Source organism: Pseudaestuariivita sp. (genome assembly GCF_052825805.1).
The window spans coordinates 353,928-380,591 of the sequence record NZ_JBRBVB010000002.1; the positions used below are offsets into that span (position 1 = coordinate 353,928).

Consider the following 26,664-nt stretch of genomic DNA (forward strand, 5'->3'; position numbering starts at 1 on the left):
CCCGGGCCTGAGCATGGGCCCGAGTTAAAGGCACAGCCAATTCGCTCTCAGCAACTGGACGGACCTCGCCCCGCACCCTATCACATGTCTCGCGCGCAATGCTGTTTGGGGGCGGACTTGGCCGAGACTTCCGAAACGATCACCGACATGACCGAGGCAGAGGCGGAAGCCGCCCTCGAAGCGCTGGCCAAGGAACTGATCGCGGCCAATATCGCCTACCACCGCGACGATGCGCCCTCCCTTTCTGACGCAGATTACGACGCGCTCAAACGGCGCAACGCCGCGATCGAGGCTGCCTTTCCCCACCTCAAACGCGCCGACAGTCCCTCCGACCAGGTCGGCGCACCCGTCGCCGAAGGCTTTTCCAAAGTCACCCACGCACAGCGGATGCTGTCGCTCGCCAACGCCTTTGACGCTGCGGACATCGCCGATTTCGACGCCCGCATCCGCCGCTACCTCGGCCTCGCCACGGGTGATCCGCTCGACTACACCGCAGAGCCCAAGATCGACGGCCTCTCCCTCTCGCTGCGCTACGAAAACGGCACGCTCATGCAGGCCGCCACCCGCGGCGACGGCCAGATCGGCGAAGACGTCACCGCCAACGCCCGCACCATCGACGACATCCCGCACCAGCTCGACGGCGCCCCGGACCTCCTCGAAGTGCGCGGCGAGGTCTACATGAGCCACGCCGATTTCGCCGACCTCAACGCGCGGCAGGAGGCCACCGGCGCCAAGACCTTCGCCAATCCGCGCAACGCCGCCGCCGGCAGCCTCCGCCAACTCGACAGCGCGATCACGCAAAGCCGCCCGCTGCGCTTTTTCGCCTACGCCTGGGGTGCGCTTTCGGACCCCCTCGCAGACACGCAAAGCGGCGCCATCGCGCGGCTGTCAGAGCTTGGCTTTTCGACCAACCCGCTCACGCGGACCTGCGCCAACGTTTCCGAACTTGTCAGCCATTACAACGCGATAGGCACGCAGCGGCCGGACCTTGGCTACGACATCGACGGCGTCGTCTACAAGGTCGACGACCTCGCGCTGCAGGACCGGCTCGGCCTGCGCTCCACCACGCCCCGCTGGGCGATCGCGCACAAATTTCCGGCCGAACTCGCCTGGACCCGCCTCGAGGCCATCGACATCCAGGTCGGCCGCACCGGCGCGCTCAGCCCCGTCGCGCGCCTCACGCCGATCACAGTCGGCGGCGTCGTCGTTTCGAACGCGACCCTCCACAACGAGGATTACATCGCCGGCCGCGACGCAAACGGCGCCTCGATTCGCGACGGCAAGGACATCCGCGTGGGCGATCTCGTGCAGGTCTACCGTGCGGGCGATGTCATCCCCAAAGTTGCCGACGTTGACCTGTCCGCGCGCCCCGAGGTCGCCGAGCCCTACGTCTTCCCCGAAGTCTGCCCCGTCTGCGACAGCCCCGCCCGGCGCGAGCCCGGCGATGCCGTGCGCCGCTGCACCGGCGGGCTCATCTGCGCCGCCCAACAGGTCGAACGGCTCAAGCACCTCGTCTCCCGCGCGGCCTTCGACATCGACGGCCTTGGCGCCAAACAGGTCGAGCAATTCCACGCCGACGGTTGGATCGCGCGCCCCGCCGACATCTTCACCCTGCGCGAGCGCTACGGCTCCGGCCTCCAGCAACTCAAGAACCGCGAGGGGTGGGGCGAGAAATCCGCGACCAACCTTTTTGACGCCATCGACACCGCGCGCGATGTGGCCTTCGGAAAGTTCCTCTTTGCGCTCGGCATCCGCCACGTTGGAGAGGTTGCCGCCCAGGACCTCGCACGTGCCTTCGGCACGCCCGTCGCGCTTTTCGAGACGGTCGACGCCGCACAGCCCGCTGCCGAAGCCTTCCGCCGGGCCGACGAGGCTGAACGCGCCGAACGCAGCGCCGCTGCCGCCGAAGGGCGCCGCGCCCGGATCAAGCCCGTGCGAGACGCGGCCCTGGGCGCGGCGAGCGCCGATGCCCAAGCCGCCTGGTCAGACCTCATCGGCATCGACGGCATCGGCGCGACGGTAGCTTTGGCCCTCTGCGACGCTCTCGGTGAAGCGCAAGAGCGCAGCGCGATCAATGATTTGATGGCACATCTTGATGTAAAGGATGAATCGGCTCCCAGTACCGAAGCCTCTCCGGTGTCCGGCAAAACGGTGGTGTTCACCGGCAGCCTCGAGCAAATGACCCGCGCCGAAGCCAAGGCGCGCGCAGAGGCGCTCGGCGCCAAGGTCTCAGGATCGGTCTCGGCCAAAACCGACATTCTCGTCGCTGGCCCCGGCGCAGGCAGCAAGGCGGCCAAGGCGGCAGAGCTCGGCGTCGAGACGCTGGACGAGACTGCCTGGCTCGCCCTCATTAACGGGACATGACCGAAGCGCATTCATCTGCCTCAAAAGATGACGGCCCACCCGTCGAAAAGGGCCGTCCGCCGGCGCTCTTCCCGCTTTTTGCAGGGCTCGAAACGCTCGAGGGGATCGGACCGAAGACCGCCAAGGCTTACGAGGCGCTGCGCGTCGCGAAACCGCGCGATCTGATTTTTACTCTGCCGTATTCCGGCATCGACCGGGCGCGGGTGTCTGACCTGCAAGTCCTTGATTTCCCGCGCGTTGTCACGGTCGAGGTCGAGGTTGGCGCGCATGTGCCGGCGCGCGGCAAGGGCGGCGCTTATCGGATTTTTGTCGAGGGTGGCGGCACGTCGCTTCAGCTCGTCTACTTTCACGCGCGCGGCGATTACCTCGCGCGGCAGCTCCCCGAAGGCGCGCGGCGGCTCGTGTCGGGCAAGGCAGAGCTTTTTGATGGCCAGATCAACATCGTGCACCCCGATCACGTTGTTCCGGTGGCCGAGGCGTACAGGATCCCCAGTTTCGAGCCGGTCTATCCGCTGGTCGCGGGCGTCACGCAAAAGGGAATCACGAAAGCTGTGCAAAGCGCGCTGACTCGCGTGCCGGAGGCAGGGGCGGAGTGGATCGACGCACCGCTCAAGGCCCAGCACGGCTGGCCGGACTGGGCGGAAGCGGTGCGGGCGGTGCACGCGCCGGCCCGTTTGGCGGACCTGTTTGCCGAACACCCGTCGCGGATGCGGCTCGCCTATGATGAGGTCCTGGCGCATCAGGTGACGCTTGCACTTGCCCGCCGCACACATCGCAGCGGGCCGGGGCAAAGTTCACGTGGCACGTCAGCTTTGCAGCGCAAAGTACTGGCAACGCTTCCCTATGACATGACCGGCGCGCAAGCGCGAGCGGTTAAGGAGATCGCCGAGGATATGGCAAGCCCGCGCCGGATGAACCGGCTGCTGCAAGGCGATGTCGGCTCGGGCAAGACGCTGGTTGCGCTCATGGCGATGCTGACCGCGGTGGAGGCTGGCGGGCAGGCGGTGCTGATGGCGCCGACGGAAATCCTCGCGCGTCAGCACCTCGAAGGGCTGCAGCCGCTGGCGGAAAGCGCGGGCGTCGTGCTCGAGCTTTTGACCGGGCGCGACAAGGGGCGCGAACGTCAGGCCAAGCTGACTGCGCTGGAGCGCGGCGATATCCAGCTTCTCGTCGGCACCCATGCGGTGTTCCAGCAGGACGTGGTGTTCCGTGATTTGCGGCTGGCAATTGTCGACGAGCAGCACCGGTTTGGCGTGCGCCAACGGCTCGAGCTGGGGCGGAAAGGCGCGGCGGCGGACGTGCTGGTGATGACCGCAACGCCGATCCCGCGTTCGCTCAGCCTCGCGCAATACGGCGACATGGACGTCTCGGTGCTCGATGAAAAGCCGCCCGGGCGCAAGCCGATCACGACCGCCCTCGTGCCGACGGCGCGGATCGAGGATGTCGTGGCGCGGTTGCGGCAGGCAATCGGGGAGGGCCGGCAAGCCTATTGGGTCTGCCCGCTGGTCGAGGAGAGCGAGACCGTCGACATGACCGCCGCCGAGGACCGTTTCAAGAGCCTGCGCGCGGCGCTTGGCGAGGGGGTTGTGGGTCTGGTGCATGGCCAGATGCCGCCCGCGGAGAAGGACGCGGCGATGGCGCGGTTTGTCGCTGGTGAGACGTCGGTGCTGGTCGCGACCACGGTGATCGAGGTCGGGGTGAACGTGCCGAACGCCACGATCATGGTCATCGAGCGAGCGGAGAGCTTTGGCCTCGCGCAGCTGCACCAGCTTCGGGGTCGTGTAGGGCGGGGGGATCAGGCGTCGACGTGTCTGCTGCTCTACAAGGCGCCGCTGAGCGAGGGCGGCGAGCGGCGGCTCAAGACGCTGCGCGAGACGGAGGACGGGTTCAAGATTGCCGAGGTCGATCTCGAGATGCGCGGCGCCGGCGATCTGATCGGCACGGCGCAGTCAGGCGTGCCACGGTTCCGCATCGCCGATCTCGAGCGGCAGTCGGGGCTGATGGCGACGGCGCAAAAGGATGCACGGGCGTTGCTCGAAAAAGACCCGGGCCTGACCAGCGACCGGGGCCGGGCGGTGCGGTTTCTTTTGTGGCTGATGGAGCAGGATCAAGCGATCCGGTTGATTTCGGTGGGGTAGGTTCAGAATTGAATTCAAGAGGCCGTTGGCGGGTTGCACTAGCAACTGTTATGCACGCGCCGCCCCTCGGGGGCGGGACGGCGCGGCCTGACAGTGCCTTTCAAGCGGGCGCTTTAAGTTAAGCGAATTTATAGCGAGCCAACCGTCGCGTACTTAGGGCGCCAGCACCGGCTGAACGGGGTCCATCTGGTGCTGCTTGCGGTATTGGCGGGGCGTGTGCCCGTACGCCTCGCGGAAAAGTTTGTAAAAGTGGCTGATGTTCTCGATCCCGCAAGTCAGCGCGATTTCCGAGATCGGTAGATCGGTGGTGCCGAGGTGCTGCGCGGCGTGCTCCATGCGGATGCGGTTGACGAGTGTCGTTGGCGAGACGCCGTAATGCTTGCGCGTCGCGCGGCAGACATGGGCATGACCGCGGCCTGCCGCCTCGACGAAACCAGCGGCGCCTTTCTGGAAGACATCGGGCGCCCGCGCGGCGTGACAGGCGGCGGCAAGCCAGCGCGGCACGTCTTCGGCGGCGCGGCTGGTGTGGTCGATCACGCGGCTCATCATGTAAAGCAGGTACTGCTCGATTCCGGCGAGGGACTGGGGCGCCTGCATCAAATCGGTCGTGGCGCTAAGCGCGCGCTCCAGCCCCAGACCTGCCAGTTGGTAGGTGTCCGGCGCTGCAGCAAGGCTCCAGAAAAACCGTTGCCCGAGCTCGCTGCCGTACCGCGCTTCGAGATGTGCGGCGGTGGAAGTGCGGAACATGACGTTAAAGATGCGGCAGCCGGCGGCGTGCGAGGCCTGAAAGGCGTGCCGGTCTTCGGGCCTGACAAACACGAGCGCACCACGTTCGAGCGTCTCGGACCGGCCGTTGATGCGGTGGCGCGTCGCGCCGCGCTCGATCAGGAACAGCTCAAAGTAATTATGCGTGTGCGCAAAGGCCGGACGCCGTGCGTCGAGGTCCTTGCGTGCGATGTGAAAGGCGTCCCCCGGCGCGAGGTAGGATTCGATGACAAAGCGGCGTGTCTTCATCACGTCAAACTAGCCGCAATCACGGGTTCAGAGCAGTCAAAAAATCAAGGGGGGACAAAAAATTGTCAAAACGCGCCACTGGCTGCCGTTGGGGAAGTGTCTAATTTGTAGGCAGGGAGGAAACGGCAAATGCGGTCTGACGCACTCGATTTGTCGTTCAAACCGGGCTTGCCCGGGTTGGCACGGACACTGACGCCCGCTGACGTGGCGCATTACAACCTCGAAGGGTATGTGCAGCCGTTCGACGCGCTGAGCACCGGCGAAGTTGCTGCGCTCCGCGCGCAGGTGGACCGCTGGATGGCGGATCTGGGCGAGGCTGGCGCCTATGGCATCAACTGCTATCAGGCGCGGCTGGCGGGGCTTTGGGACATTGCCAACCACCCGCGTATTCTGGACCTCGTGCAGGACATCATCGGACCGGACATCCTGTGCTGGGCGAGCGCGATCCTGTCGAAACGCCCGCATGATCCCAAGGCGGTGCCGTGGCACCAGGACGCGAGCTTCTGGTCGCTGAGCCCGGCGCGCACCGTCACGGTGTGGCTCGCCATCGACGACGCGGATGCTGACAATTCCGCGATGCAGTTCATCCCACGCAGCCACGATCAGGGAGTGATCGCGGAGACGGAAATGGGCGAGGGCTCGGTCTTTCACAAAGGGATCGCGATCACCGATGCGATGGGCGACCCATTCACCAATGCGCTGAAGGCGGGGCAGGTGTCGCTGCACGCGGACATGCTGGTGCATGGCTCGGTGGCGAACCGCTCGGACCGGCGGCGCTGCGGGCTGACGCTGCGCTACTGCCCGCCGGAGGTGCAGATCACCGATCAAGGCTGGGCCAAGGGCGTTGAGGCGATCCTCTGCCGGGGTGTCGATCGGTCGGGGCGCTGGGTGCATCATCCACGTCCCGAGAACAATGACATCACTCAGACCAGTTCTCCCCACGTTGTCGGAAACAATTGAGGCCATGACATGCGCGTAAAGTGGTACGGACAGGCGGCCTTCATGCTTACCCGCAGCGACGGGTTCCGCATCGTCTGTGACCCTTACACGCCCGAAGAGCTCGGCTACGCGCCGATGGAGGACCCGGCGGAGCTGGTGCTCACCTCCTCGGACGATGACAGCGCGCATTGCCGGTCGGACCTCATCAAGGGCAATCCCGTCTGCCTCAACACGCTCGACGCCGTGCGCGCGGGCGGGGTGATGGAGGTGGCGGGCGTCGAGGTGAAAGCCATCGAGGCGATGGAAGTCGAGGACCACCCGCTGCACGAGCCGGGCGCGAATGCGATGTACCGCTTTGAGGTGGACGGAATGCAGGTCGGACACATGGGCGACATCGGCAACGATCTCAACGACCGGCAGGTGGCGTTCTTCGAGGGGGTCGACGTCCTCTTGACACTGGCGGGCGGGCAGTTCGTCACGCGGCTCGAAGAGGTCAAGCGCCTGATCGATATCACAAAACCCAAGGTCGTGATCCCGATGCATTTTCGCACGCTGGCCTATAAGCCGCGCAATCTGCACTGGATCGAGGCGTTCCTCAGTCATTTCGACGAGGACAAGGACGTCGATTTTGCCTTCGGCTGCGAGGCCGAAATCACCAGGGATACATTGCCGGGGTCCACACGGGTTCTGGTGATGGACTACGCACGTTCCGGCGCGTGAAACCGGGACTTGAGATCGGGCACCCAAGCCCGGCACACATTGGTCTTCCATAGGGGGGAGACTGCAAACATGGAGAGACGCAACATGCGATTTACCAAAGCAGCGCTCATGGCATCCGCCGTGGCCCTGACGGGGTTTGCGCCCGCATTCGCTCAGAGTGTGGACCGCGCGGACACGGTCATCTTTGACCTCGACCGGACGATCAAGGACCCCGAGAACTTCAACTGGTTCACCGCCGGCACCAAGCGGATGCACGGCGCGCACCAGGCGATGTGGGAGCCGCTTTTCATCCTCAACTACACCACCGGTGAGCTTGACCCGTGGCTGGCGAGCGGCATCGAGGCGAACGAGGACTTTACCGAGTGGACCATGTCCCTGCGCGAGGGTGTCGAGTGGTCCGACGGCGAGGCGTTCAACGCCGACGACGTCGTCTTTACGGTGAACATGGTGCTTGGCAACGAGGAGCTCTCGGCGCGCGAGGCTGCGACCATCCGCGGGCAGGTCGCCAGCGTCGAGAAGGTCGACGACCTGACGGTCAAGTTCATGCTCAAGACCGGCAACCCGCGTTTTCCGACCGAGAACTTTGGCGTGCGCATCTTCGGCTCCTTCCTGGTCATGCCGGAGCATGTCTGGTCGGCGGCCGAGAACCCGGCGAGCTTTGCCTTCTATCCGCCGATCGGCACCGGGCCTTACACCTATGCGTCGGGCGCGACCAACCGGATGATCTGGGACCGCAACGACGATTGGTGGGGTGCCAAGTCTGGCTTCAACGATCTGCCCGAGCCGCAGCGCCTGATCTGGCTCGAAACCGGCGGCGAGGAAAGCCGCGCGCAGCTGATGGCGACCGACCAGATCGACGCGTCGCAAAGCGTCTCCATCGGGACCTTCGAGGCCGTGCAGGCTCAGAACCCGAACGTGATCGCCTGGCACGACGGCTATCCCTACGCCTGGCCTGATCCCTGCGCGCGTCAGCTTGAGATCAACACCACCATCGCGCCCTGGTCGGACCCGGCCATGCGCAAGGCGGTGGCGGACATCATCGACCGCAACCAGATCGTGAATGTCGCCTATGAAGGGACCACCGTGCCCTCCGAGACGATGTTTGCTGCCTACGGCTCCATGGCGCCCTTCGCGGACGCGGTGAAGGCGGCGGGTCTCGGCCTCTCTGCTTCGGCCGATGTGGACGCGGCCAAGATGGCGATCGAGGCGGCGGGCTACACGCTTGGCTCGGACGGCATCTACGAGAAGGACGGCGAAGAACTCTCGGTTGACATCCACGTCAACTCGGCCTCGACCGAGTACACGCGCACCATCGACGTGGTGGTCGAGCAGCTGAACCGCGCCGGTATCTCCGCCAAGGCGGTCCCGGTCGAGAACGGCGTCTTCTGGGGTGAAGTCCTGCCCTTCGGCGGATACGAGATGTCCTACAGCTGGCTCTCCTGCGGGTCGGTGAACGAGCCCTGGACCTCGATGCGCCGTTACACCAACGAAAGCGTGGTGCCGGTGGGGGAACGCTCGCCTGGGTTCAACAACACTGCGCGCTGGGACAGCGAGGCTGCAGCGGCCTACACCGAGACGGTGAATGCGATGGCGGGCCTTGCGGGCGACGATCCGTCCCTTCCGGGTCTGGTGGCGGATGCCTACCAGCACCTCGATGCGGAGATGCCGTTCATCCCGCTGGTGCAGGCGGCCAAGCTTTTGCCGTTCAACACCACCTACTGGACCGGCTGGCCGACGGCGGAGAACGCCTACAACCACCCGGCGCATTGGTGGGGTCACACGCATCAGATCATTCATAATCTGACCAAGGCCGAGTGATCGCACGACACTAGGGGTCTCTCCCTGACCCTCGCTCCGGGCTGCACGTCGTCGTGGCCCGGGGACCCCAAGACCCGACCTGGCACCCATAAGCCGGGCGGACGCCAACAGACGGAGGACAGCGCATGGGGCGTATCCCACGCGACTACCTGGTCAACAGGTTCATCACCCTGTTCCTGACCATCTTTATCGCCGCGACGCTGATCTGGATCATCCCGCGCCTGTCGCCGGTGGACCCTGCCGAGATCGCGCTGGGGCGGATGGCGGCGGGGGCAGGCTCGGTCGACAATTCCGATCAGGTGCTGGCGCAGCTGCGCGCGCAGCTCGGGATCGACCAGCCGCTGATCGTGCAATATTTCAAGTACATGTGGGGCGTCCTGAAGTTCGACTTTGGCCTGTCGACCGCGAACTTTCCCACGCCCGTCTCGGTGCTGATCGCCAACGCGCTGCCATGGACGCTGGGGCTGATGCTGATCTCGATCACCATCACGTTCTTTATCGGCAACCTTCTGGGCGCGCTGATGGTGTGGGAGCGCTCTCCCAAGCTGGTCAAGGTGGCGATCCCGACGGCAATGGTGTTCACCTCGATCCCGCCGATCCTCTCGGCGCTTCTTTTGATGTACGTCTTTTCCGCCAAACTGCGGCTCTTCCCGCTGACGGGCGCCTACGGGCTGACGGTGGAGCCGGGGTGGACCTGGGACTTTGCTACCTCCGTGATGTACCACGGCTTTCTGCCAGCGCTTTCCATCGTGATCGTGACCTTCGGGTTCTGGGCGCTTGGGATGCGCGGTCTGATGATCACGGTGCAGGGCGAGGATTACACGACGCTGGCCAAGGCCAAGGGCCTGAGACCCCGGTACATCCTTTACAAGTACATGATCCGCAACGCGATCCTGCCGCAGATCACGGCCTTTGCGCTCAAGATTGGGCTGCTGATCGCGGGGCAGGTGCTGGTGGAGCGCATCTTTGCTTATAACGGGATGGGCAAGCTTCTGTATGACGCGATCCTCGATCAGGATTTCCCGGTCATTCAGGGCGTCAGTTACGTGATCATCCTAATGACGGCGCTTTCGGTCTTTATCGTCGATCTGGTCTACCCGCTGATCGACCCACGCATCCGGCACGGGAAGTAGATCATGGCAGAGACAACTCTCACACGCGCCCAAATCCGCCGGATGAAGCGGTTCGACAATCCCTGGCGCAATCCCAAGCTCATGTGGGGCGCGGGGCTTTTGCTGGGCATTATCGCGCTGGGTATCCTAGGGCGGCTTTTCTGGGACACCGAGATGGTGTTCACGGGCTCTGCGCCGTTGAAGCTGCCGCCCATCGGGTTCGAGAACCTGCGCGGTCAGGAGGGGGTGCTGGCGCATCCCATCGGGACCGACGGGGCAGGGCGGGACATTCTGGCGCTCATTATCATTGGGGCGCCGAACTCTCTGCTGGTGGGCCTTCTGGCCTCGATCATCGGGATGAGCATCGGCATCTTTCTCGGCTTCTCGGCGGGCTTTCTGGGAGGTCGCACGGATGATGTGATCCGCGTGCTGTCAGACGTGATGATCACGATCCCGCCGCTTTTGATCCTTGTGGTCTTTCAGGCGGCCTTTGGAGACGTCAGCCTGACCATGATGGCGGTGCTGATCGCGGGTTTTGTTTGGCAGTCGCCGACCCGGCTGATCCGGGCGCAGGTCCTGTCGATGCGCGAGAGCGGCTATGTGCAGATGGCGCGGCTCTCGGGTGCCTCGACCTCCCACATCATGTTCCGCGAGATGATGCCGAACCTGGTGCCGTACCTCTTTGGCTCCTTCATCGCGAATGTGACGACGTCGATTGTGACGGCCGTGGGTTTGGAAGTGCTGGGCCTTGGTCCTCAGAGGATCCCGACTTTGGGGCGCACGATCTACGAGGCGATCAACTCGGGCGCGCTGATCCAGAACCTCTGGTGGTGGTGGGGCCTGCCGACGGCCTTGCTCGCTGTGATGTTTATTGGGCTTTTGCTGATCAACCTTGGTTTGGATGAAGTCTCCAATCCCCGGCTGAGGAAACTGTGATGGACAGTGCTTCGCTAGTAGTTTGCACCGGTCCAGCCTTTGGCTGGACAGCCCCCGACCGCCCCCATGGGCGGGGGCTATGCCCCCACCCGCGGCCGGGGGCTGGCACCTTTCAAACGGCGGCATTGATATCAGCTCTCGCACCCGTCCCGGGCCTGCTTCGGGACCTCACGACAGACACACACAAAGGTCCCGGATCAAGTCCGGGAAGGGATGCGAAAAAGAGGACCGCCCGATGACCATCCTCGACATCAAAGACGTCTCCATCGACTTCCCCACCTCCAAGGGCGTCGTCCATGCGGTCTCGCAGATGACGCTGTCGGTGCCCGAGGGACGGCGCATCGGCTTCATCGGCGAAAGCGGCTCCGGCAAGACCACCACGGCACTCGCGGCCATGCGCATGCTCGCCTCGCCCGGCTTCGTGTCCGCAGGGGAAATTCACCTCAACTCGCTCTCTCAGACCAACGTGCTCAACCTCTCGGACGAAGAGATGCGGCGCGTGCGGCTCAAGAAGATCGCCTATATCCCGCAGGGCGCGATGAACTCGCTTAACCCGGTGATGCGGGTCGAGGACCAGATCTGGGACGGGATCGTCGCGCACGAAGGCAAGACCGACCGCGAGACGCTGGAGCGCCGCTCGCGCGAAGTGCTCGAAAGCGTCGGCCTGCCTGCAACCGTGGGCCAGCTCTACCCGCACGAGCTCTCGGGGGGCATGAAGCAGCGTGTCTGCATCGCCATCGGCGTCTGCCTCAATCCCGACCTCATCATCGCGGACGAGCCGACCTCGGCCCTCGACGTGATCACCCAGCGGCAGGTCATGCAGACGCTGCGGCAGGTGCAGGGAAGCATCGGCGCGGGACTCATCCTGATCGGGCACGACATGGGGCTGATGGCCCAGTCGGTGGACGATCTGGCGGTGATGAAGCTCGGCGAGCTGGTCGAATACGGCACCGTCAAGCAAATCCTCGAAGCGCCCAAGCATCCCTATACGCGCGAGCTGATCTCCTCGGTGCCGCTGGTGGGCGGCCAGAGCTTTATCGAAAGCACGCCCGAAGTGCTGCGCGGCGCGCCCGGGCCGCTCCTCCAGTTCGACAAGGTGGTCAAGGAGTACGGGAGCGTCACGGCGCTGCACCCGCTGTCCTTCTCGCTCGACGGGGAGGTCCCCAAGATCATCTCCGTCGTGGGGCAATCCGGCTCGGGCAAGTCGACGATGGGTAGCCTCATGCTCGGGTTTAACCCGCCGACGCGCGGCACGGTCACCTTCCGGGACAAAGACATCAACCGCCTCAGCAAGGACGAGGCGCTGGAGTTCCGCAAGGACGTTCAGGCGGTGTTCCAGGACCCCTACGCCTGCTTCAACCCGTTCTACAGGGTCGATCACGCGCTCAAGTTCCCGTTCAAGCAGTTCGGCTTTGCCAAGTCTGAGGCGCACACCCAGCAAGCGATGGAAGAGGCCTGCGTGGCCGTCGGCCTCGACCCCTCGCTGGTACTGCGCCGCTACCCGCACCAGCTTTCGGGCGGGCAACGCCAGCGCCTGATTGTGGCACGTGCGCTCATGCTCTCGCCCAAGCTCTTGATCGCGGACGAGCCGGTCTCGATGGTGGACGCCAGCTTGCGCGCGACGATCCTCAAGAACATCCACGATCTCAAGGACAAGCACGGGATTTCGATCCTCTATATCACGCACGATCTGGCCACGGCCTACCACGTGAGCGATTACGTGATGGTGCTTTACCATGGCCGGGTGGTGGAGGCGGGACCACCGGGCGAAGTCATTGGCGACCCGCAGCATCCCTACACGCGGCTCCTGATCGACTCGATTCCCTGGCCGGACCTGACCCGAGACTGGGGGTCCGCCGAGGACGGCCAAAAGGGGCTCGAGGCGCTGGCGTCGGGCGGTGCGGCAGAGCAGACGGTGTTCCGCGGCAACGTGCCCGGGTTCGAGCTGAAAGTCGGCGAATGAATCACAATCTGCGCTTCACCGCGGAGAAGATTGCCAAACGCATCGCCCTGATCGCACCCCATGTGCATCGGGCGCGTGCGCCTTTGCCGGAGTTCACCTTTGAAGAGCTCGAGGACGCCGAGGCGCGCCCGGGCAGCGGTGTCGATCGTGGCACGGTCGCCTGGGACAGCTACTGGGTCGGGCAGGACACGCATTTCGTGCTGCGGGCAGCGTTCACGGTGCCGACGGATTTCACCTGTCCCGCGCTGCACTTGCCGCTGGGTGTGGCGGGCGACATCTTCACCCACCCCGAGGCGCTTTTGAGCATCGACGGAGAGGTGCTCTGTTCGGCAGACCGCTATCACCGGACGATCCGGCTCGATCCCGCGCTCGCCGACGGCAAACCGCACCAACTGATGCTGCACGGTTGGACCGGTCTCACAGGCTGGCCGCCCGATCCCACCAGCACCGCGCGCCTGCAGATCCACACCTGTCACGTCGTGGACATCGACAGCGCGCTGCGCGAATTCCTGCTGCTTGCCGAATGTGCGCTGGACGTGGCCAAGACATTCGAGCGCGGGGACCGGCACCGTGACCGCATCCTGCAAACGCTCGACGCGGCCTTTCTGGCGCTCGACACCCGCGACCCTCTGGGCGCGCGTTTCCGCAAGTCGGTGCCGCACGCGCTGAGCCATCTCCAGCACGGGCTCGAAAGCGCCGGCGCGCCGAACCCCGAACGCCTGCACGCCATCGGCCATGCGCATATGGACATCGCCTACCTCTGGCCCATCGCGCAGATCCGGCAAAAGAACGCGCGCACCTATTCCAACGTGCTGCGCCTGATGGAGCAGGACCCGGACTTCACCTTCTCCCACTCCCAGCCGCAGCTTTACGCCTACACCGAAGAGGATTTTCCCGACATCTTCGAAGCCATCAAGGCGCGCGTCGCCGAAGGCCGGTGGGAGGTCATGGGCGGCATGTGGGTCGAGCCCGACTGCAACATCCCCGGCTCCGAGGCGCTGGTGCGGCAAATCCTGCTCGGGCGGCAGTACTACCGCGACACCTTCGGCGACGTGGAAACGCCTGTGCTCTGGCTGCCGGACACGTTCGGCTTTCCCTGGTCGCTGCCGCAGCTGATGAAGCTGGCGGGGCTCGAATACTTCGTCACCAACAAGCTCAACTGGAACCAGTACAACCGCATGCCCTCTTCGACGCTCTGGTGGCAGGGAATCGACGGCACGCGCGTGCTGGCGCAGTTCCTGACGACCCCGCGCGAGGTGCAGCACCTGCCGTTCCCGACGAACTACAAATCCGACCTCAGCGCCGCCGAAGTCATAGGCACCGTCGAGAACGCCACCTCAGGCCCCGACATGCGCGACTTCCTGATCTGCTACGGCTACGGCGACGGGGGCGGCGGCCCGAACGAGGATCTGGTGGCCAAGGCCCGCGCCTTTGCCGCCATGCCCGGCGCGCCGCAGGTGCAGATGGGCCGGCTCGGCCCCGCGCTCAAGGCGATCCGCAAACAAGCGCGCCGCCTGCCGGTCTGGAACGACGAGCTCTACCTCGAAGGCCACCGCGGCACGCTCACGACGCAAGCCTGGATCAAACGCGCCAACCGCCGCACCGAAGAGGCGCTGCACGCCGCCGAGGCCGCGCTTGTCATGGCCTATCCCATGGGCGCCCCGGACGGCTTGCGTGCGGATCTCACGCGCGCCTGGCGGATGCTCTGCCTCAACCAGTTCCATGACATCCTCACCGGCACGTCGATCCCCGCGGTCTTTGTCAAAGCGCGCGCCGACTTTGCCGAGATGGCGGAGATCACCGAGAGGGTGCAGCGCGCGGCCATGGCGCAGATGCTGAACGGGCAGGGGCACAGCCTCTTCAACCCCGCGCCGGTGTCCTCCCAGACGCTGCTGCTGGTGCCCAAGGCGGTCGCGCGCGATCACACCGCGCAAGAGGTCACGGGGGGCACGCTCATCGCCGTGGATCCCGTCGCTGGCTACGGCCTGGCTCCGCTGGGTCAATGTACGCCGCGCGATACGGTGACACTCACGCGCCAGCGCCGGGGCGTGGCGCTCGAAAACGCGCATCTCAGGCTCGAGATCGACAACACCGGCGCGCTGACCCGCGTCCTGCACCGGCCCACCGGGCGCGAGGTGCTGGCACCCGACCAGGACGGCAACCAGCTGTGGTTCTTCGAGGACCGCCCGATCAGCTGGGACGCCTGGGACATCGACGTCTTCCACGACGACCGCTGCGAGCGTGTCCACACCCCCGCCCGGATTGAGGTGCTCGAAGAAGGCCCCCTGCGCGCGTCCCTCCGCCTCACGTGGAGCTACAACGACAGCGCCATCCGCCAGACCATCCGGCTGGCGGCGGGCAGCCCACGTGTGGACTTTGAAACCGAGGTCGACTGGGCCGAGCAGCACACGCTTTTGAAAGTTGCCTTCCCGGTCGACGTGCACGCCTCCCGCGCGCGCTACGACATCCAGTGGGGCGACATCGAGCGCGCCACGCACCGCAACACCTCCTGGGACTACGCCCGCTTCGAAGTGCCCGCGCAGAAATGGGCGGACCTTTCCGAGACCGGCTTCGGCGTCGCCGTCCTCAACGATTGCAAATACGGCTACGACATCCGCGAGAACGCGATCCGGCTGACGCTGGTCAAATCCTCCACAAACCCCGACCCCGGCGCCGACCAGGGCCTGCACAGGTTCACCTATTCCCTGCTGCCCCACGCCGCCGACCTGCCGCTGGTGCGCGCCGAGGCCCGCCGCCTCAACGCCCCGTTGCAACTGATCGCCGGGACACCCAAGACGCCGGTCCCGCCGCCCGTCACGGCTGATGTGGACCACGTCACCATCGAAACGCTCAAACCCGCTGAAGACGGCAACGGCTTCATCGTCCGTCTCTACGAGGCACAGCGCCGCCGCGGCCCGGTCACACTCTCCTTCGCGCAACCCATGGCCAGCGTGACCGAGGTCTCCCTCCTCGAGGACCCGCTGCGCGCGCTGCCCATCACAGACGGCACCGTGACCCTCACCCTCACGCCCTACCAGATCGTCTCCTTGCGCTGCGTGCCCGCCACGTCTTAGACCTGCGCCAAGGGCAGGGGGACGCACATGACACAGACGCGCATCGCAGTGGTCGGCTACGGCCTTGTCGGCAAACGCCACGTGGAGGCTTTGCACCGGGTGCCGGGCCTCACATGCGCGGCGATCGTCGAGGCAAACGCGGACAGCCGCCAAGCCGCCGAGACGCACGCCCCCGTCTTTGACACGCTTGAGGCCCTCATCGAGGCCGGCACCGCCGACGGCGTGATCCTCGCCACGCCCACGCCGCTGCACGTCTCTCAAGGCACCCAGCTGGCAGAGGCACATCTGCCCATGCTCATCGAAAAGCCCATCGCAGTGACTTCCGCCGAGGCGCAGACCCTGCTCGATGCGGCCGCCTCCACCGGCACCCCTGTCCTCGTCGGCCACCACCGCCGCCACAACGGACGGATCGCCGCCGCCAAGGCCGCGCTCGAGGCCAGCCACATCGGCGTCATCCGCGCGGTGCAGGCCACCTGCTGGTTCTACAAACCGGACAGTTATTTCGACGCCGCCCCCTGGCGCAAAAAGCCCGGCGCCGGTCCGATCTCCGTCAACCTCGTGCACGACGTCGACTTGATGCGGCATTTCTGCGGAGACGTGGTGGAGGTCCGCGCCGTGGCCGCGCCCGCGCGGCGCGGCTATGACAACGAGGACCTGGCCTCCGCCATCCTCACCTTCGCCAGCGGCGCCGTCGCCACGCTGTCGGTCTCCGACGCCATCGCCGCGCCCTGGAGCTGGGAGCTCACGGCCTCAGAAAACCCCGTCTACCCGGCGACACCAGAAAGCTGCTACCTGATCGGCGGCTCCACCGGCAGCCTCTCGCTGCCGGACTTGCGCCTCTGGCGTCATGCCGAGACGCCCGACTGGTGGTCCCCTATCGGAGCGACTTCCCTCAAGGCCGAGATGCACGACCCCCTCGAGCGGCAATTGACGCATTTCGCTGAAGTCATCCACGGCAGCGCCGCACCGCTGGTCTCCGGCGAAGAGGGCCTGCGCTCGTTGGCTGTGGTCCAAGCAGTGGCCCGCGCTGCTGCCACAGGTGAAGCCGTGAAACTGGACTCGAACGGCCGCTTGAGCGGGTAGAGCAAAGGGAACCGCACGCGCCGTCCCGCGGGGTGGCGCATCGCGCCGCCCGTTTTGCCAAAGGCAAACCTTCAGTTTGACGGGGGCGGGTCATGCTAGAGGCATGCCTACGGCATGACGCGGCCTGACGTAAACGTCAGGCGGGCGTATTGAATTGAGCGGGTGTTTAAGAGCCAGTGTTCACTGAGCAAAAATACGGACGGCCCCAAAGGACCGCCCGCTCTGCCTCCACCCCGCATACCGCACCCAACAAGCGCAGGACCGGCACACAGGGCTGCGCCTTAGTTGAACGCGTACACCAGCGACACGCCAAAGGTGTTGTCGGTGTTCTTCATGCCCTTGCGCACTTCCGAGTGGTACTCGGTCAGGATCGAGGTGCGCAGCGCCAGCTGCTCGGTCACCGACACGCTCAGGGCCAGATCGTTGAACACCGCCGTGTCACTCTCCGACCAAATCACGTCGGTATCGTTCGTGAGGTACACATTCTCGGTGATGCGCTGCGCGTAGTCCGAGCTCACGCCGATCGCGTATTCGCTGATGTCGCCGCGCAGCGCGTCGTCGATCTCGGCCACACGGTAGCCCGGGCCGGCCTGCACCGACCATTGCGTGCTGTCGTCGTTCAGAATACGGTAGCCGGCACCAAAGCTGAGGAACGTGTCGCTCTCGAAATCCGAGAAGGCATCGACCGAGCCCTGCACTTTGCCAAAGCCGTAGACGGCGGGCGTGAAATCACGGGTGTACTCGAGGCCGTAGTAGAGGCTCTCTTCGGTTTTCTCACCGTCCGTCTCGCCATAGGCGTAGTTCAGCTGCAGCTCGATCCCGTTCGGACCCCAGACATAGTTCAGGTCGGTCCCGACACCCACGTCCACGCTGTCGCTGTTGCCGGTCGCCGCCGAGGCGCGCAGCGCGAAGGAGCCGGTAAAGCCTTGCGGGCGGCCTTCGTTGCCGAACCGCGCGAGCTCGCGCTCAGCGTCGTCCGCGATGGCGTCGGTCAGCGCTTCATTGCGCTCTGCCGCGACGCTTTCGCCGCCGACGATGGACTGCGCCGCAACCGGCGAGACGCCGACGAGCAGGGTGAAGGCAACAAGGCTGGTGCCGAGTTTAAATGCGTTTTTCATGGGTCAATCCTTTCCAAGGAATGAGGAGCTGGCCTCGACCGAGGTCAGAGCATCTCTGCTGAGCCGGGATATAGAGGCTCACTTTGCGCAAGAGAAATTCAAAATAATTAGCTATAAAAAGAGCAATGCGCATAGATGAAAGGTGCAGGCACCCAAGCCCCTTGCCTCCACCCGCGCCCCGGCGCACATGCAGCCCATGACCCCGCACACCCCGCACCCGCACGCGCTTTCCGTCGCGCCCATGATGGACTGGACCGACCGGCATTGCCGGGCGCTGCACAGGATCATCTCGAAACGCGCGGTGCTTTATACCGAGATGGTGACCGCGCCGGCGCTGGTGCGGGGCGGGGCGCTGCATCTGCTCGAGCACGCTGGCGAGCACCCCTTGGTGCTGCAGCTCGGCGGCTCGGATCCGGCGGAGCTGGCGGAAGCCGCGCGGCTTGGTGCCGAGGCAGGCTATGACGAGATCAACCTCAACTGCGGCTGTCCTTCAGACCGCGTTCAGTCGGGCACCTTTGGCGCCGTCCTCATGCGCGACGCGCCGCGTGTGGCGGAGTGCGTTGCGGCAATGGTTAGCGCCGCGCCCGTGCCGATCACCGTCAAGTGCCGCATCGGCGTCGACGAGCAGGAGCCGCGTGACGTGCTACCGGACTTCATCACACGCGTGTCGGAGGCGGGGGCGCGCCATCTCATCATCCACGCGCGCAAGGCGTGGCTGCAGGGGCTCAGCCCCAAGGAGAACCGCGAGATCCCGCCCCTCGACTACGCTCTGGTCGAGGAGATGCGGACCACGTTTCCCCACCTGACGCTGTCGATCAACGGCGGGATCGAGACGTGGGAGACCATCAATCACTTTCTTGCCAGCGGCCTCGACGGCGTGATGATCGGGCGCGCCGCTTACCACAAACCGATGGACATCCTTGGCCCGGCGGACCGGATGCTGACCGGGCAAGGGACGGACCCGGAGGCCGTCGAGGTCGTCCATCAGATGCTGCCGTATATCGAGGCGCACCTGGTCTCCGGCGGGCGTCTGCACCAAGTGACGCGGCACATGCTCGGGCTTTTTGCCGGGCGCCCTGGTGCGCGGCGGTGGAGGCAAGTGCTGTCGAGCGAGGCGCATAGTGATGGTGTGGGTCCCGAAGTCCTGCTGCGCGCTTTGTCGGCGGTGGGTGAAGAGCAGGACGCCGCATCCGCATGACGGACGCCGCGACGTTCCGCAGCCGTGGCTGGGTGCATTTGCCCTTGGATCCGCGTGTTTCCCGCTGGGTGGAGGCGGCACTGCCGCACGCCAAAGCCGCGCTCAAAGATCCGGCTCACGCGGCGCAATACCAATGCGAGGGGACATGGTTCGTCGGCGTCGACGCACTCCCGACGGACCCGGCGGGTGCGCTCCCGGATGGTCCGCCGCTTACCGGTCCCGCGATCGATCTCTGGCATGCGCTTGGCCATGTGCTGCCGCCGCTGCATCCTGCGCAGCTCTCGGTGATGTTCCCCGGCTACCCGCGCCCCCGCGATGGGGAAAGCGACGGCGCCTTCCGCTACCGCTTCCGGCGTGACGCGGCGCATGTGGACGGGCTTTTGCCCGTCGGGCCGGAGCGCCGAAGGATGCTGAAAGAGCCGCACGCCTTTGTCCTCGGGATGCCGCTCAACCCTGTGCCAGAGGGTGCTGCCCCGCTGGTGGTGTGGGACCGCAGCCATCATATCATTGCGCGCCATTTGCTGCCGCTGCTGGAAGGCGCGCAGGCCCCCACGCAGGTCGATCTGACGGAGGCGTACCACGCCGCGCGGCGCGAGGTCTTTGACACCTGCACCCGGATTCCGCTCACTGCGCAGCCGGGTGAGACGCTGCTGCTGCACCATATGTGTCTGCACGGGATCGCGCCCTGGACGGCGCCCGACTCAGCCACCGCCACGCGCCGGATGGTGGCGTATCTCCGCCCGGAATGGCCGCAGGGGATCGCCGATTGGACACGTTATGCGTGAGTTTTGTTGCACAAGCGGTGACAATGCCCGGCGATGACGGCGACCTGTGACCGTTAACCATGTAATTTCAAATAAAATTTGCCGGGATTGTGGCGCCTGACGCAGTTTGAGGAGTGAACCCTGCTGCAAAGGAGACCGGCCATGTGGGCGCTCTTGTGTTTGTTGAACGTCGTGTTTCTCGGCTACTGCTTTGGCCTCTTTGACGGGGACGGTGACAGCAGCGACGACGATGATGACATGGGTATGATGCCTGATCCCGACATGCCCGACCCGGACCCGGAACCCGATCCAGACCCAGACCCGGACACCGACCTTGCGCGCACGTTCAACGGCACGGACGAGGACGAGCGCTTTTCCGGCCGTGCGGCCAACGATTCCCTTTCCGGCGGTGGCGGTGACGACTCGCTCTTCGGCTTTGCAGGCGACGACACGATCTCAGGCGGTGCAGGTGATGACGAGCTGGTCGGCGGCTCCGGCGATGACGAGATCACAGGCAACAGCGGTGCGGACGACATCGACGGCGCCAGCGGCGACGACGAGATCGCGGGCGGTGGCGGTGATGACGTGGTCACAGGCGCCTCGGGGTCGGACGCAATTGCGGGCGGCGTCGGCAACGACTTCCTCGACGGTGGCACGGGCGACGACTCGCTTGAAGGCGAAGAAGGCAACGACACGATCTTTGGCCGCACCGGCGACGACACGGTCAGCGGCGCCACAGGCGAGGACTTGCTTGATGGCGGCCTCGGCGACGACTTGATCCTCGGCCAGTTCTTCGATGCGGATAACCCCGACGGCGCCGACACGCTCAACGGCTCGAGCGGCAACGATACGCTGACGCTGGACGACGGCGACATCGGGACGGGCGGCGCGGACATGGACCGGTTCGAGCTCTACGCGCGTGTGGACGACGCCGACGACGCCTCTCGCGTGCTCGACTTCACGCCGGGCGCCGACAGCCTCGTCGTGGTCCTGCAGGGCGAGGAAAGTGTGGACGACCTCGAGGTGGTCGCAACCGGCTCGAACATGTCTGACGCCGAGATCCGCATGGGCACGCAAGTGGTGGCCGTGGTCGAAGGGGCAGGGGGCATCCTGACCGCCGACGACATCCTGCTGCTCGCAACGGACTCGCCCATCGCGCCTGCCGCTTAGGCGCGCGCGTAATTCACGTCTACAGGCAAGAACACAAAAGGCGCGTCGACTCCGGTCGGCGCGCCTTTGGCCGTGATGCCGCAGCGCCTAGAAGAGCGGGCTGGGGTCGATGATCTCGATGACCGTTTCCATCTCGGACGCGTTGCGAATGTTCCTGACGAAAAGCGTGCCGCCGTCGGTAGTGATGGTCGCGCCTGCGCCGGTGTAGGTGGTGAAGTTGTTCGCCACTTCCGCTGCCGTCGTCGCCGAGCCGCCGGTCAAAAACAGGTTCTCCGCCATGAGCAGACGGTCCTGGCTCACGTCGAAATCCGTGATCCGGTCGTCGCCAGTCTGGCCGGTAAAGAGAAAGCTGTCCGCGCCGCCGCCGCCGGTGATCGTGTCGTTGTCGCTCGACTCAAAACCGCCTTCCTCGGACACGAAGACGTCCGAGCCGGACCCCAAGAACACCCGGTCGCTGCCATCGCCGTCCGTGACGGTATCGTTGCCGGACCCGGCAAAGATCATGTCCGCGTCGCGCCCGCCGTCGATGATGTCGCTGCCGGCGCCGCCCGAGATCTCGTCCTCGCCGTCTTCGCCAAAGAACTGGTCGTTGCCACTCTTGCCAAAGATCTTGTCGTTTCCGTCCCCGGCAAAGACGGTGTCGTTGCCCTGATCGCCGCTGGCTGAGGCATCGCGGAACCGGTCGTCTCCGTCGCCAAGCCGAACGTCGTCATCCCCGTTGCCGCCGACCACGGTGTCGTCTCCATCACCGGCAAAGATCGTGTCGCGTCCCGCGCCGGCTTGGATCGAGTCGTTCCCGTCGTCCGTTCTGATGAAATCCGCACCTGTCCCGGCGCCGATCGTGTCGTTGCCCACGCCCGTTTCGAGCGTGTCATTGCCAACCCCGCCGACCGCGTCGAGGGCAAAGCTAGAGATTCCCCCGTCGAGCGCATCGTTGCCTGCGCCGAGGAGCACGGTCGTTGCACCGCCGGAGACCTCGACCAGGTCCGCGCCTTGACCTGCCGCGATAAAGCCGCCGCCGTCAGCATCGCGGAGCGTGTCGTTGCCGGCGCCACCGATCAGCGTGTCGCGGCCGGCGCCGCCCGAGATGTCGTCGTCGCCGCCGCCCCCGATGAAGCTGTCGTTGCCGCCGCCACCCAGAATGGTGTCCTTGCCCGCGCCGCCTGCGACGGTGTCCTGCCCGGCGCCGCCCGGCTCTGCCCGGTCGACATAAAGGTCAGCGCCCTGGCCGAGCCGCACGAAGTCGCGCCCGAGACCGCCATCGACGGTGTCATTGCCGAGCTGCGCAAAGATCGTATCGTCGCCGTCATCGCCAAAGATCGAGTCGCCGCCGTTGTTGCCAAAGAGCTCGTCGCCGTCCCCGCCGCCCCGGATCGTGTCCTGACCGGCGCCGCCCTTGATCGTGTCGCGGCCAGCGCCGCCAAACACCAGGTCGCGCCCGGCCTCGCCGCCTTCGTCCGTGTCAGTGTAGGCGTCGTTCCCGCCACCAAGCTCTGCATAGTCCGCGCCAAATCCGCCAAAGACCGTGTCGTTGCCGAGGCCGCCAAAGATCAGGTCCTGACCGCTGGCCGCGGCGATGAAGTCGTTGCCGTCCTCGCCGTAGAGCCAGTCGTTGCCGTTCTGGCCAAGCAGGCTGTCGTCGCCGGCGCCGCCGCGGATTGTGTCGTTGCCGTCGCCGCCCTCGACCGTGTCCTTGCCATCGGCGCCGGTGCTTTCGTCGTCGGTATAAAGGTCGTTGCCATTGCCGAGGAGGGCCAGGTCTGCGCCCGCGCCCCCGTCGACCACGTCATCGCCGGCTTGCGCAAAGATCTCGTCGGCGCCGCCCCCGCCTTCGATCAGCTGCGCCTGTAGGTTACCGCGCAAAGTATCGTTGCCGCCGAGACCGCGCAGGGTGTCGTCGGCACCGGTCGCGTCCAGGAGGTTATCGGTGTCGTCGCCCTCGATGAGCGCGCCTGCCACGTCCTCGATGGTAAAGGTGATCACCTTGGACGCTTTGGACTCGCCGTCTTCGGACCGCGCCTCGACGACGACGTCGACCGACGGCCCGAGCGTTTCAAAGTCGATGTTGCCGATCACGCCGATCTGGCCAGTGTCGCGGGTGATGGCAAAGACGCCATCCGGCCCGTCCAACAGGGAAAAGGTCGCGCCTTCGCCAAAGGCCATGTCGACGTCGGCGTAGGTGCCGATGGGTGTGTTTTCCGCCAGCACGTTGGGGGTGGTGTCCGTGTCCACGAGCTCGAGCGCGAGCCGGCCGGGATCGACCAGCTGGTTGCGGGTCACGTCCCAGCCGAAGGCGGCCTCGTCCGTCTGTTCCCCGTTTTCAAACCCGAGCGTGCGCAGCACGATCTGTCGGAACTCAAGCGTCGCCTTGAGGTCCGTGTCGTCCGGAGTTTGCTCCGTATCGACCCGCGCGATCTGCACGAGGCTCAGGTCGATGTGCTTGACAACCGTGCCGCCAGCGGTGCCGCGCAGCTCGACGGTCTCGAAAAATCCGCCCTCGCTCATCACGTCGATCAGCTGCGCGCGCAGCTCCGGGGAGACGGATTTGAGCAGCAGTCCGTCGAAGGACCCCGGCCCGGATGCGGTGCCACCGCCCGAAAGCGCCGCGGCCACCGCGCCAAGGTCAAAGCCCTCCAGCTCGTAGAACCCGGCCTCGCCGTCAACCGTGAGCCCGGGCTCGCCGGGCAGCCCGTCAAAGCGCACGAAGGTCGCGTCGGCGGTTGCGTGTTTGACGCCTTCGGTCCCGGCCGGAGAGACGAGGTCGTCGTAGTCCGGCACTCCGGTCGCGCCGGGCACATGGGCAAAGCTGACCGCGGGCTGAAGCGCGCCGCTGGCCAGGACGGGGATCATCTCCTCCCCGATGGCGTTCACGGCAAACGTGACTGTGAAGCCTTCATCCTCGGTGTCGGTCACCTCGGTGACGGTCAGGTCGTTGGCGCGCACGGTGCGCACGTCCGCGCCAGCAGTGCCAATAGGAGCGCTCCCTACCAGCTCGAGCGCGGACAGGCGCGCGCCCGTGACCGCGGCGGCGGTGAATTCCGTCAGCGCCGTGTCATCGGCAAAGGTCACGTTGAGGATCGTTTGATCCATCGCACCGACCGTAGGGCCAGAAGAGCCAGTGGCGCTGAAGGAGACATCGCGCCCCAGCGTGTAGTCAAAACTCTCGACATCGAGGCCGGCACTGGTCCCGGCAAAGCTCGGCTGGCCGGGCGCCGTCTCGAAGGCGAGCTTGTAGGTGTCCGGGGTCGCGAGACCCGGGGAGGTCCCCGAGGACGGCACGCCGGGAGTGTTTGACAGCGTCTCGTTCGTCACAATATCAAACCCGGACGCGCCTTGCTTGGTCGTTTGCGTGAAGTCCGGCGGCGCTGTTCCTATGTCGTTGAACACAGCTTGGCTGAACTCAAGCGTCACCTTGGGTGCCGCGCTGCCGAGCTCCAGCTTGGAGATCAGCACGTTGGCGAGGTCCGTCGCATCCACCACACGGCCCGCGCTGTCGACGCCGCGCACCTGCACGTGGTCTATGACCGCGCCGGACACAAGCGCGTCGCCGAGCGCGGCCACACCCGGGGAGGCGGCCAGCGTCAGGCCAATCGGGTCCAGTGCCGCGCGAGTGCCGGACTCCTTGGCCGACAAAAGCGTGCCTGCCTCCGGCACCTCGATCCAGCCGCCTGCGCCGTCCACCGTTTCAGGCCCTGAAATGCCGTCAAGCTTGACGAAGTACGTGAGCCCCGACGACGGCAAATCCGCTGCAGTGCTATCGCTGGCACCCGCAATCGTGCCGTTGTCAAAAGCGACCTCATCGTTGGCCTGGAAGTCCCAGCCGGTCTGTCCGGTCGCCTCGAGCAGGTTGTTGGAGTTCACGGCCTGCGTCGTCAGATCGAACGCCCCGAATGTGACGCCCCCGTTGCCCGTCAGGCCGATGCTCAGATCGACGCCGCCATCCGCGGTATCCGTGACCGAGGTCACGGCCATATCCTTGAGGTCGTAGGTGACGATCCTCTTTTCAAAGTCCCCGTCTTCGAGCCCGACGATGCGCGCTTTGACCACTTCGCCCTTGAAGACGTCGTCAAAGAGGACATTTGCGCCCTGATCGCTGCCAAGTGTCAGCGCGAGGTTGAGGTCCGGCCCGCTGCCGGTTCCGTCCGCCGCACTCAGCGACAGGTTGAGGCTGTCGATCACGTAGGCGCGCTCAAGGCCCTTGGTTGAGCTGTCCCCGCGCCCGTTTTCGATTTCCAGGAAATACGTCAGGTCCGGGTTTGCCGCCAGCGTGGGCAGGCTTGTGGACCAATCGGCGCTGACTTCCCCTTCAGGTTCGCTGTCACCCGGCATGCGCACCTGCGCCGCTTCTATGATCGGAGTGCCCGCGTTCTCCACATGTGTAAAGCTGGCGTAATCGCCGAACGCGAACGCAGCGGTGGCGCCGTCGCCCGTTGTGTCGAGCGACGTCAGCTTCACGGTGTCGAACACCAGCTCCTGCGCGATCACCGCCTTGCCGTCCGAATCCTTGGCGACACCGACGATGGCCACCTCCGGGATCGCTGCGCCCGTCGTCAGCGCCTCGGTCATCTCGGCAAGCCCGGTCAGCTGGTCAAAGCTGACCGACAGCTCGGACCCCGTGAATATGGGCGTCAGACCGGAGCCACTCCCGCCACCGGATGCGCTCGACGTCAAAGTGTAGTCGAAATCCTCGATCACGTGCAGCCCGCCCACCAATGGATCGGTGGCGCTGCCGGCGATCCCGTCGATGGCCAGGTAGTAGGACACGTCGCCCTCCACCGGGCGTACACTTTCGCTGGCAGGGTCTTCGTTGATCGTGGCCGAAACCTCATCACCTGACACCGAGGCCGTCAGCGACGGCAAATCACCGCCGTTCATGTCCTTCTGCGGCACCACTTTGCCGAGGTCGGTCAGGGCGAGATTCGTGCTGAAGCCTTCATCCGTGTCGTTGATCGTCGCCACCAGCGCTTGGTCGATCTTGACCTGCTCGCCCGTCTCACCGCCCGGCACGATCTGCGAGATGAAGAGGTCCTCGACAAACGCCCCGTTGCGCCCGGTAAAGTAGGCAAGCGCCGCGTCGGTGTTGAAGGTGAGCGTGATCGACTCGACCTCGGCGGTCCCGCCCGTGTCGAGGTTCACCTCGTAGGAATAGCCGCCCAGCGACACCCAATTATCTGTGCTGGCGTTTTGCGCAGCGCCTCTCAGGCCGTCCGCGGTCAGAAAAAGGTTGCCGGACATGGCACGTCCCCCGAAAAA

At 65.5% G+C, this 26,664-nt stretch carries 16 protein-coding genes; 13 read left to right on the top strand and 3 right to left on the bottom strand.

Features of this window, described 5'->3' with window-relative positions; genetic code table 11:
• The first annotated feature begins 147 nt into the window (after positions 1 to 147).
• Together ligA and recG are read left to right on the top strand one after the other, a co-directional pair.
• Positions 148 to 2,364: an NAD-dependent DNA ligase LigA gene (gene ligA / locus ACU0B3_RS02765; protein ID WP_446259569.1), complete on the top strand. Its 2,217-nt coding sequence runs from the start codon at positions 148 to 150 to the stop codon at positions 2,362 to 2,364.
• Complete coding sequence (recG, locus tag ACU0B3_RS02770; RefSeq protein ID WP_446259281.1) at positions 2,361 to 4,502, top strand: ATP-dependent DNA helicase RecG; 2,142 nt, start codon at positions 2,361 to 2,363, stop codon at positions 4,500 to 4,502. The genes ligA and recG overlap by 4 nt, the downstream gene beginning before the upstream one ends.
• A 153-nt stretch (positions 4,503 to 4,655) precedes the next feature.
• On the opposite strand, the gene ACU0B3_RS02775 is transcribed toward recG, so the two are convergent.
• Positions 4,656 to 5,516 (bottom strand): AraC family transcriptional regulator, encoded by an 861-nt coding sequence (locus ACU0B3_RS02775; RefSeq protein WP_446259282.1) that lies wholly within the window; start codon positions 5,514 to 5,516, stop codon positions 4,656 to 4,658.
• Positions 5,517 to 5,645: 129 nt separating this feature from the next.
• On the opposite strand from ACU0B3_RS02775, the gene ACU0B3_RS02780 reads away from it, so the two are divergent.
• The 8 genes from ACU0B3_RS02780 (at position 5,646) to ACU0B3_RS02815 (ending at position 17,161) form a co-directional block, all read left to right on the top strand.
• Complete coding sequence (locus ACU0B3_RS02780) at positions 5,646 to 6,476, top strand: phytanoyl-CoA dioxygenase family protein (RefSeq protein ID WP_446259283.1); 831 nt, start codon at positions 5,646 to 5,648, stop codon at positions 6,474 to 6,476.
• Between the two features lie 9 nt (positions 6,477 to 6,485).
• Positions 6,486 to 7,175, top strand: coding sequence for an MBL fold metallo-hydrolase (locus ACU0B3_RS02785; protein ID WP_446259284.1), 690 nt, complete (start codon positions 6,486 to 6,488; stop codon positions 7,173 to 7,175).
• Between the two features lie 84 nt (positions 7,176 to 7,259).
• Positions 7,260 to 8,993 carry an ABC transporter substrate-binding protein gene (locus ACU0B3_RS02790; protein WP_446259285.1) on the top strand — a complete coding sequence of 578 codons (1,734 nt, stop codon included), beginning with the start codon at positions 7,260 to 7,262 and terminating at the stop codon, positions 8,991 to 8,993.
• 125 nt (positions 8,994 to 9,118) lie between these two features.
• Positions 9,119 to 10,126, top strand: coding sequence for an ABC transporter permease (locus tag ACU0B3_RS02795; RefSeq protein ID WP_446259286.1), 1,008 nt, complete (start codon positions 9,119 to 9,121; stop codon positions 10,124 to 10,126).
• Between the two features lie 3 nt (positions 10,127 to 10,129).
• Complete coding sequence (locus tag ACU0B3_RS02800) at positions 10,130 to 11,041, top strand: ABC transporter permease (RefSeq protein WP_446259287.1); 912 nt, start codon at positions 10,130 to 10,132, stop codon at positions 11,039 to 11,041.
• A 235-nt stretch (positions 11,042 to 11,276) separates the two neighbouring features.
• Complete coding sequence (locus ACU0B3_RS02805) at positions 11,277 to 13,004, top strand: ABC transporter ATP-binding protein (protein WP_446259288.1); 1,728 nt, start codon at positions 11,277 to 11,279, stop codon at positions 13,002 to 13,004.
• A complete protein-coding gene (locus ACU0B3_RS02810; RefSeq protein WP_446259289.1) occupies positions 13,001 to 16,078 on the top strand; it encodes an alpha-mannosidase in 3,078 nt (1,025 codons plus the stop codon). The genes ACU0B3_RS02805 and ACU0B3_RS02810 overlap by 4 nt, the downstream gene beginning before the upstream one ends.
• Before the next feature lie 27 nt (positions 16,079 to 16,105).
• The gene (locus ACU0B3_RS02815) at positions 16,106 to 17,161 is read left to right on the top strand and encodes a Gfo/Idh/MocA family protein (RefSeq protein ID WP_446259290.1); all 1,056 of its coding nucleotides are present in this window, start codon (positions 16,106 to 16,108) and stop codon (positions 17,159 to 17,161) included.
• A gap of 281 nt (positions 17,162 to 17,442) precedes the next feature.
• Here the strand turns inward: ACU0B3_RS02815 and ACU0B3_RS02820 are convergent, their stop codons facing one another.
• Positions 17,443 to 18,279 (bottom strand): DUF481 domain-containing protein, encoded by an 837-nt coding sequence (locus tag ACU0B3_RS02820; RefSeq protein ID WP_446259291.1) that lies wholly within the window; start codon positions 18,277 to 18,279, stop codon positions 17,443 to 17,445.
• A 196-nt stretch (positions 18,280 to 18,475) separates the two neighbouring features.
• On the opposite strand from ACU0B3_RS02820, the gene dusA reads away from it, so the two are divergent.
• The 3 genes from dusA to ACU0B3_RS02835 all read left to right on the top strand — a co-directional run bounded on the left by dusA (position 18,476) and on the right by ACU0B3_RS02835 (position 21,411).
• Positions 18,476 to 19,477 carry a tRNA dihydrouridine(20/20a) synthase DusA gene (gene dusA, locus ACU0B3_RS02825; RefSeq protein ID WP_446259292.1) on the top strand — a complete coding sequence of 334 codons (1,002 nt, stop codon included), beginning with the start codon at positions 18,476 to 18,478 and terminating at the stop codon, positions 19,475 to 19,477.
• Positions 19,474 to 20,262 (top strand): hypothetical protein, encoded by a 789-nt coding sequence (locus tag ACU0B3_RS02830; RefSeq protein ID WP_446259293.1) that lies wholly within the window; start codon positions 19,474 to 19,476, stop codon positions 20,260 to 20,262. The genes dusA and ACU0B3_RS02830 overlap by 4 nt, the downstream gene beginning before the upstream one ends.
• Positions 20,263 to 20,403: 141 nt before the next feature.
• Complete coding sequence (locus tag ACU0B3_RS02835) at positions 20,404 to 21,411, top strand: calcium-binding protein (RefSeq protein ID WP_446259294.1); 1,008 nt, start codon at positions 20,404 to 20,406, stop codon at positions 21,409 to 21,411.
• Between the two features lie 87 nt (positions 21,412 to 21,498).
• On the opposite strand, the gene ACU0B3_RS02840 is transcribed toward ACU0B3_RS02835, so the two are convergent.
• Entirely contained in the window at positions 21,499 to 26,646 is a 5,148-nt protein-coding gene (locus ACU0B3_RS02840; RefSeq protein WP_446259295.1) for a hypothetical protein, read from the bottom strand.
• Positions 26,647 to 26,664: the final 18 nt, after the last annotated feature.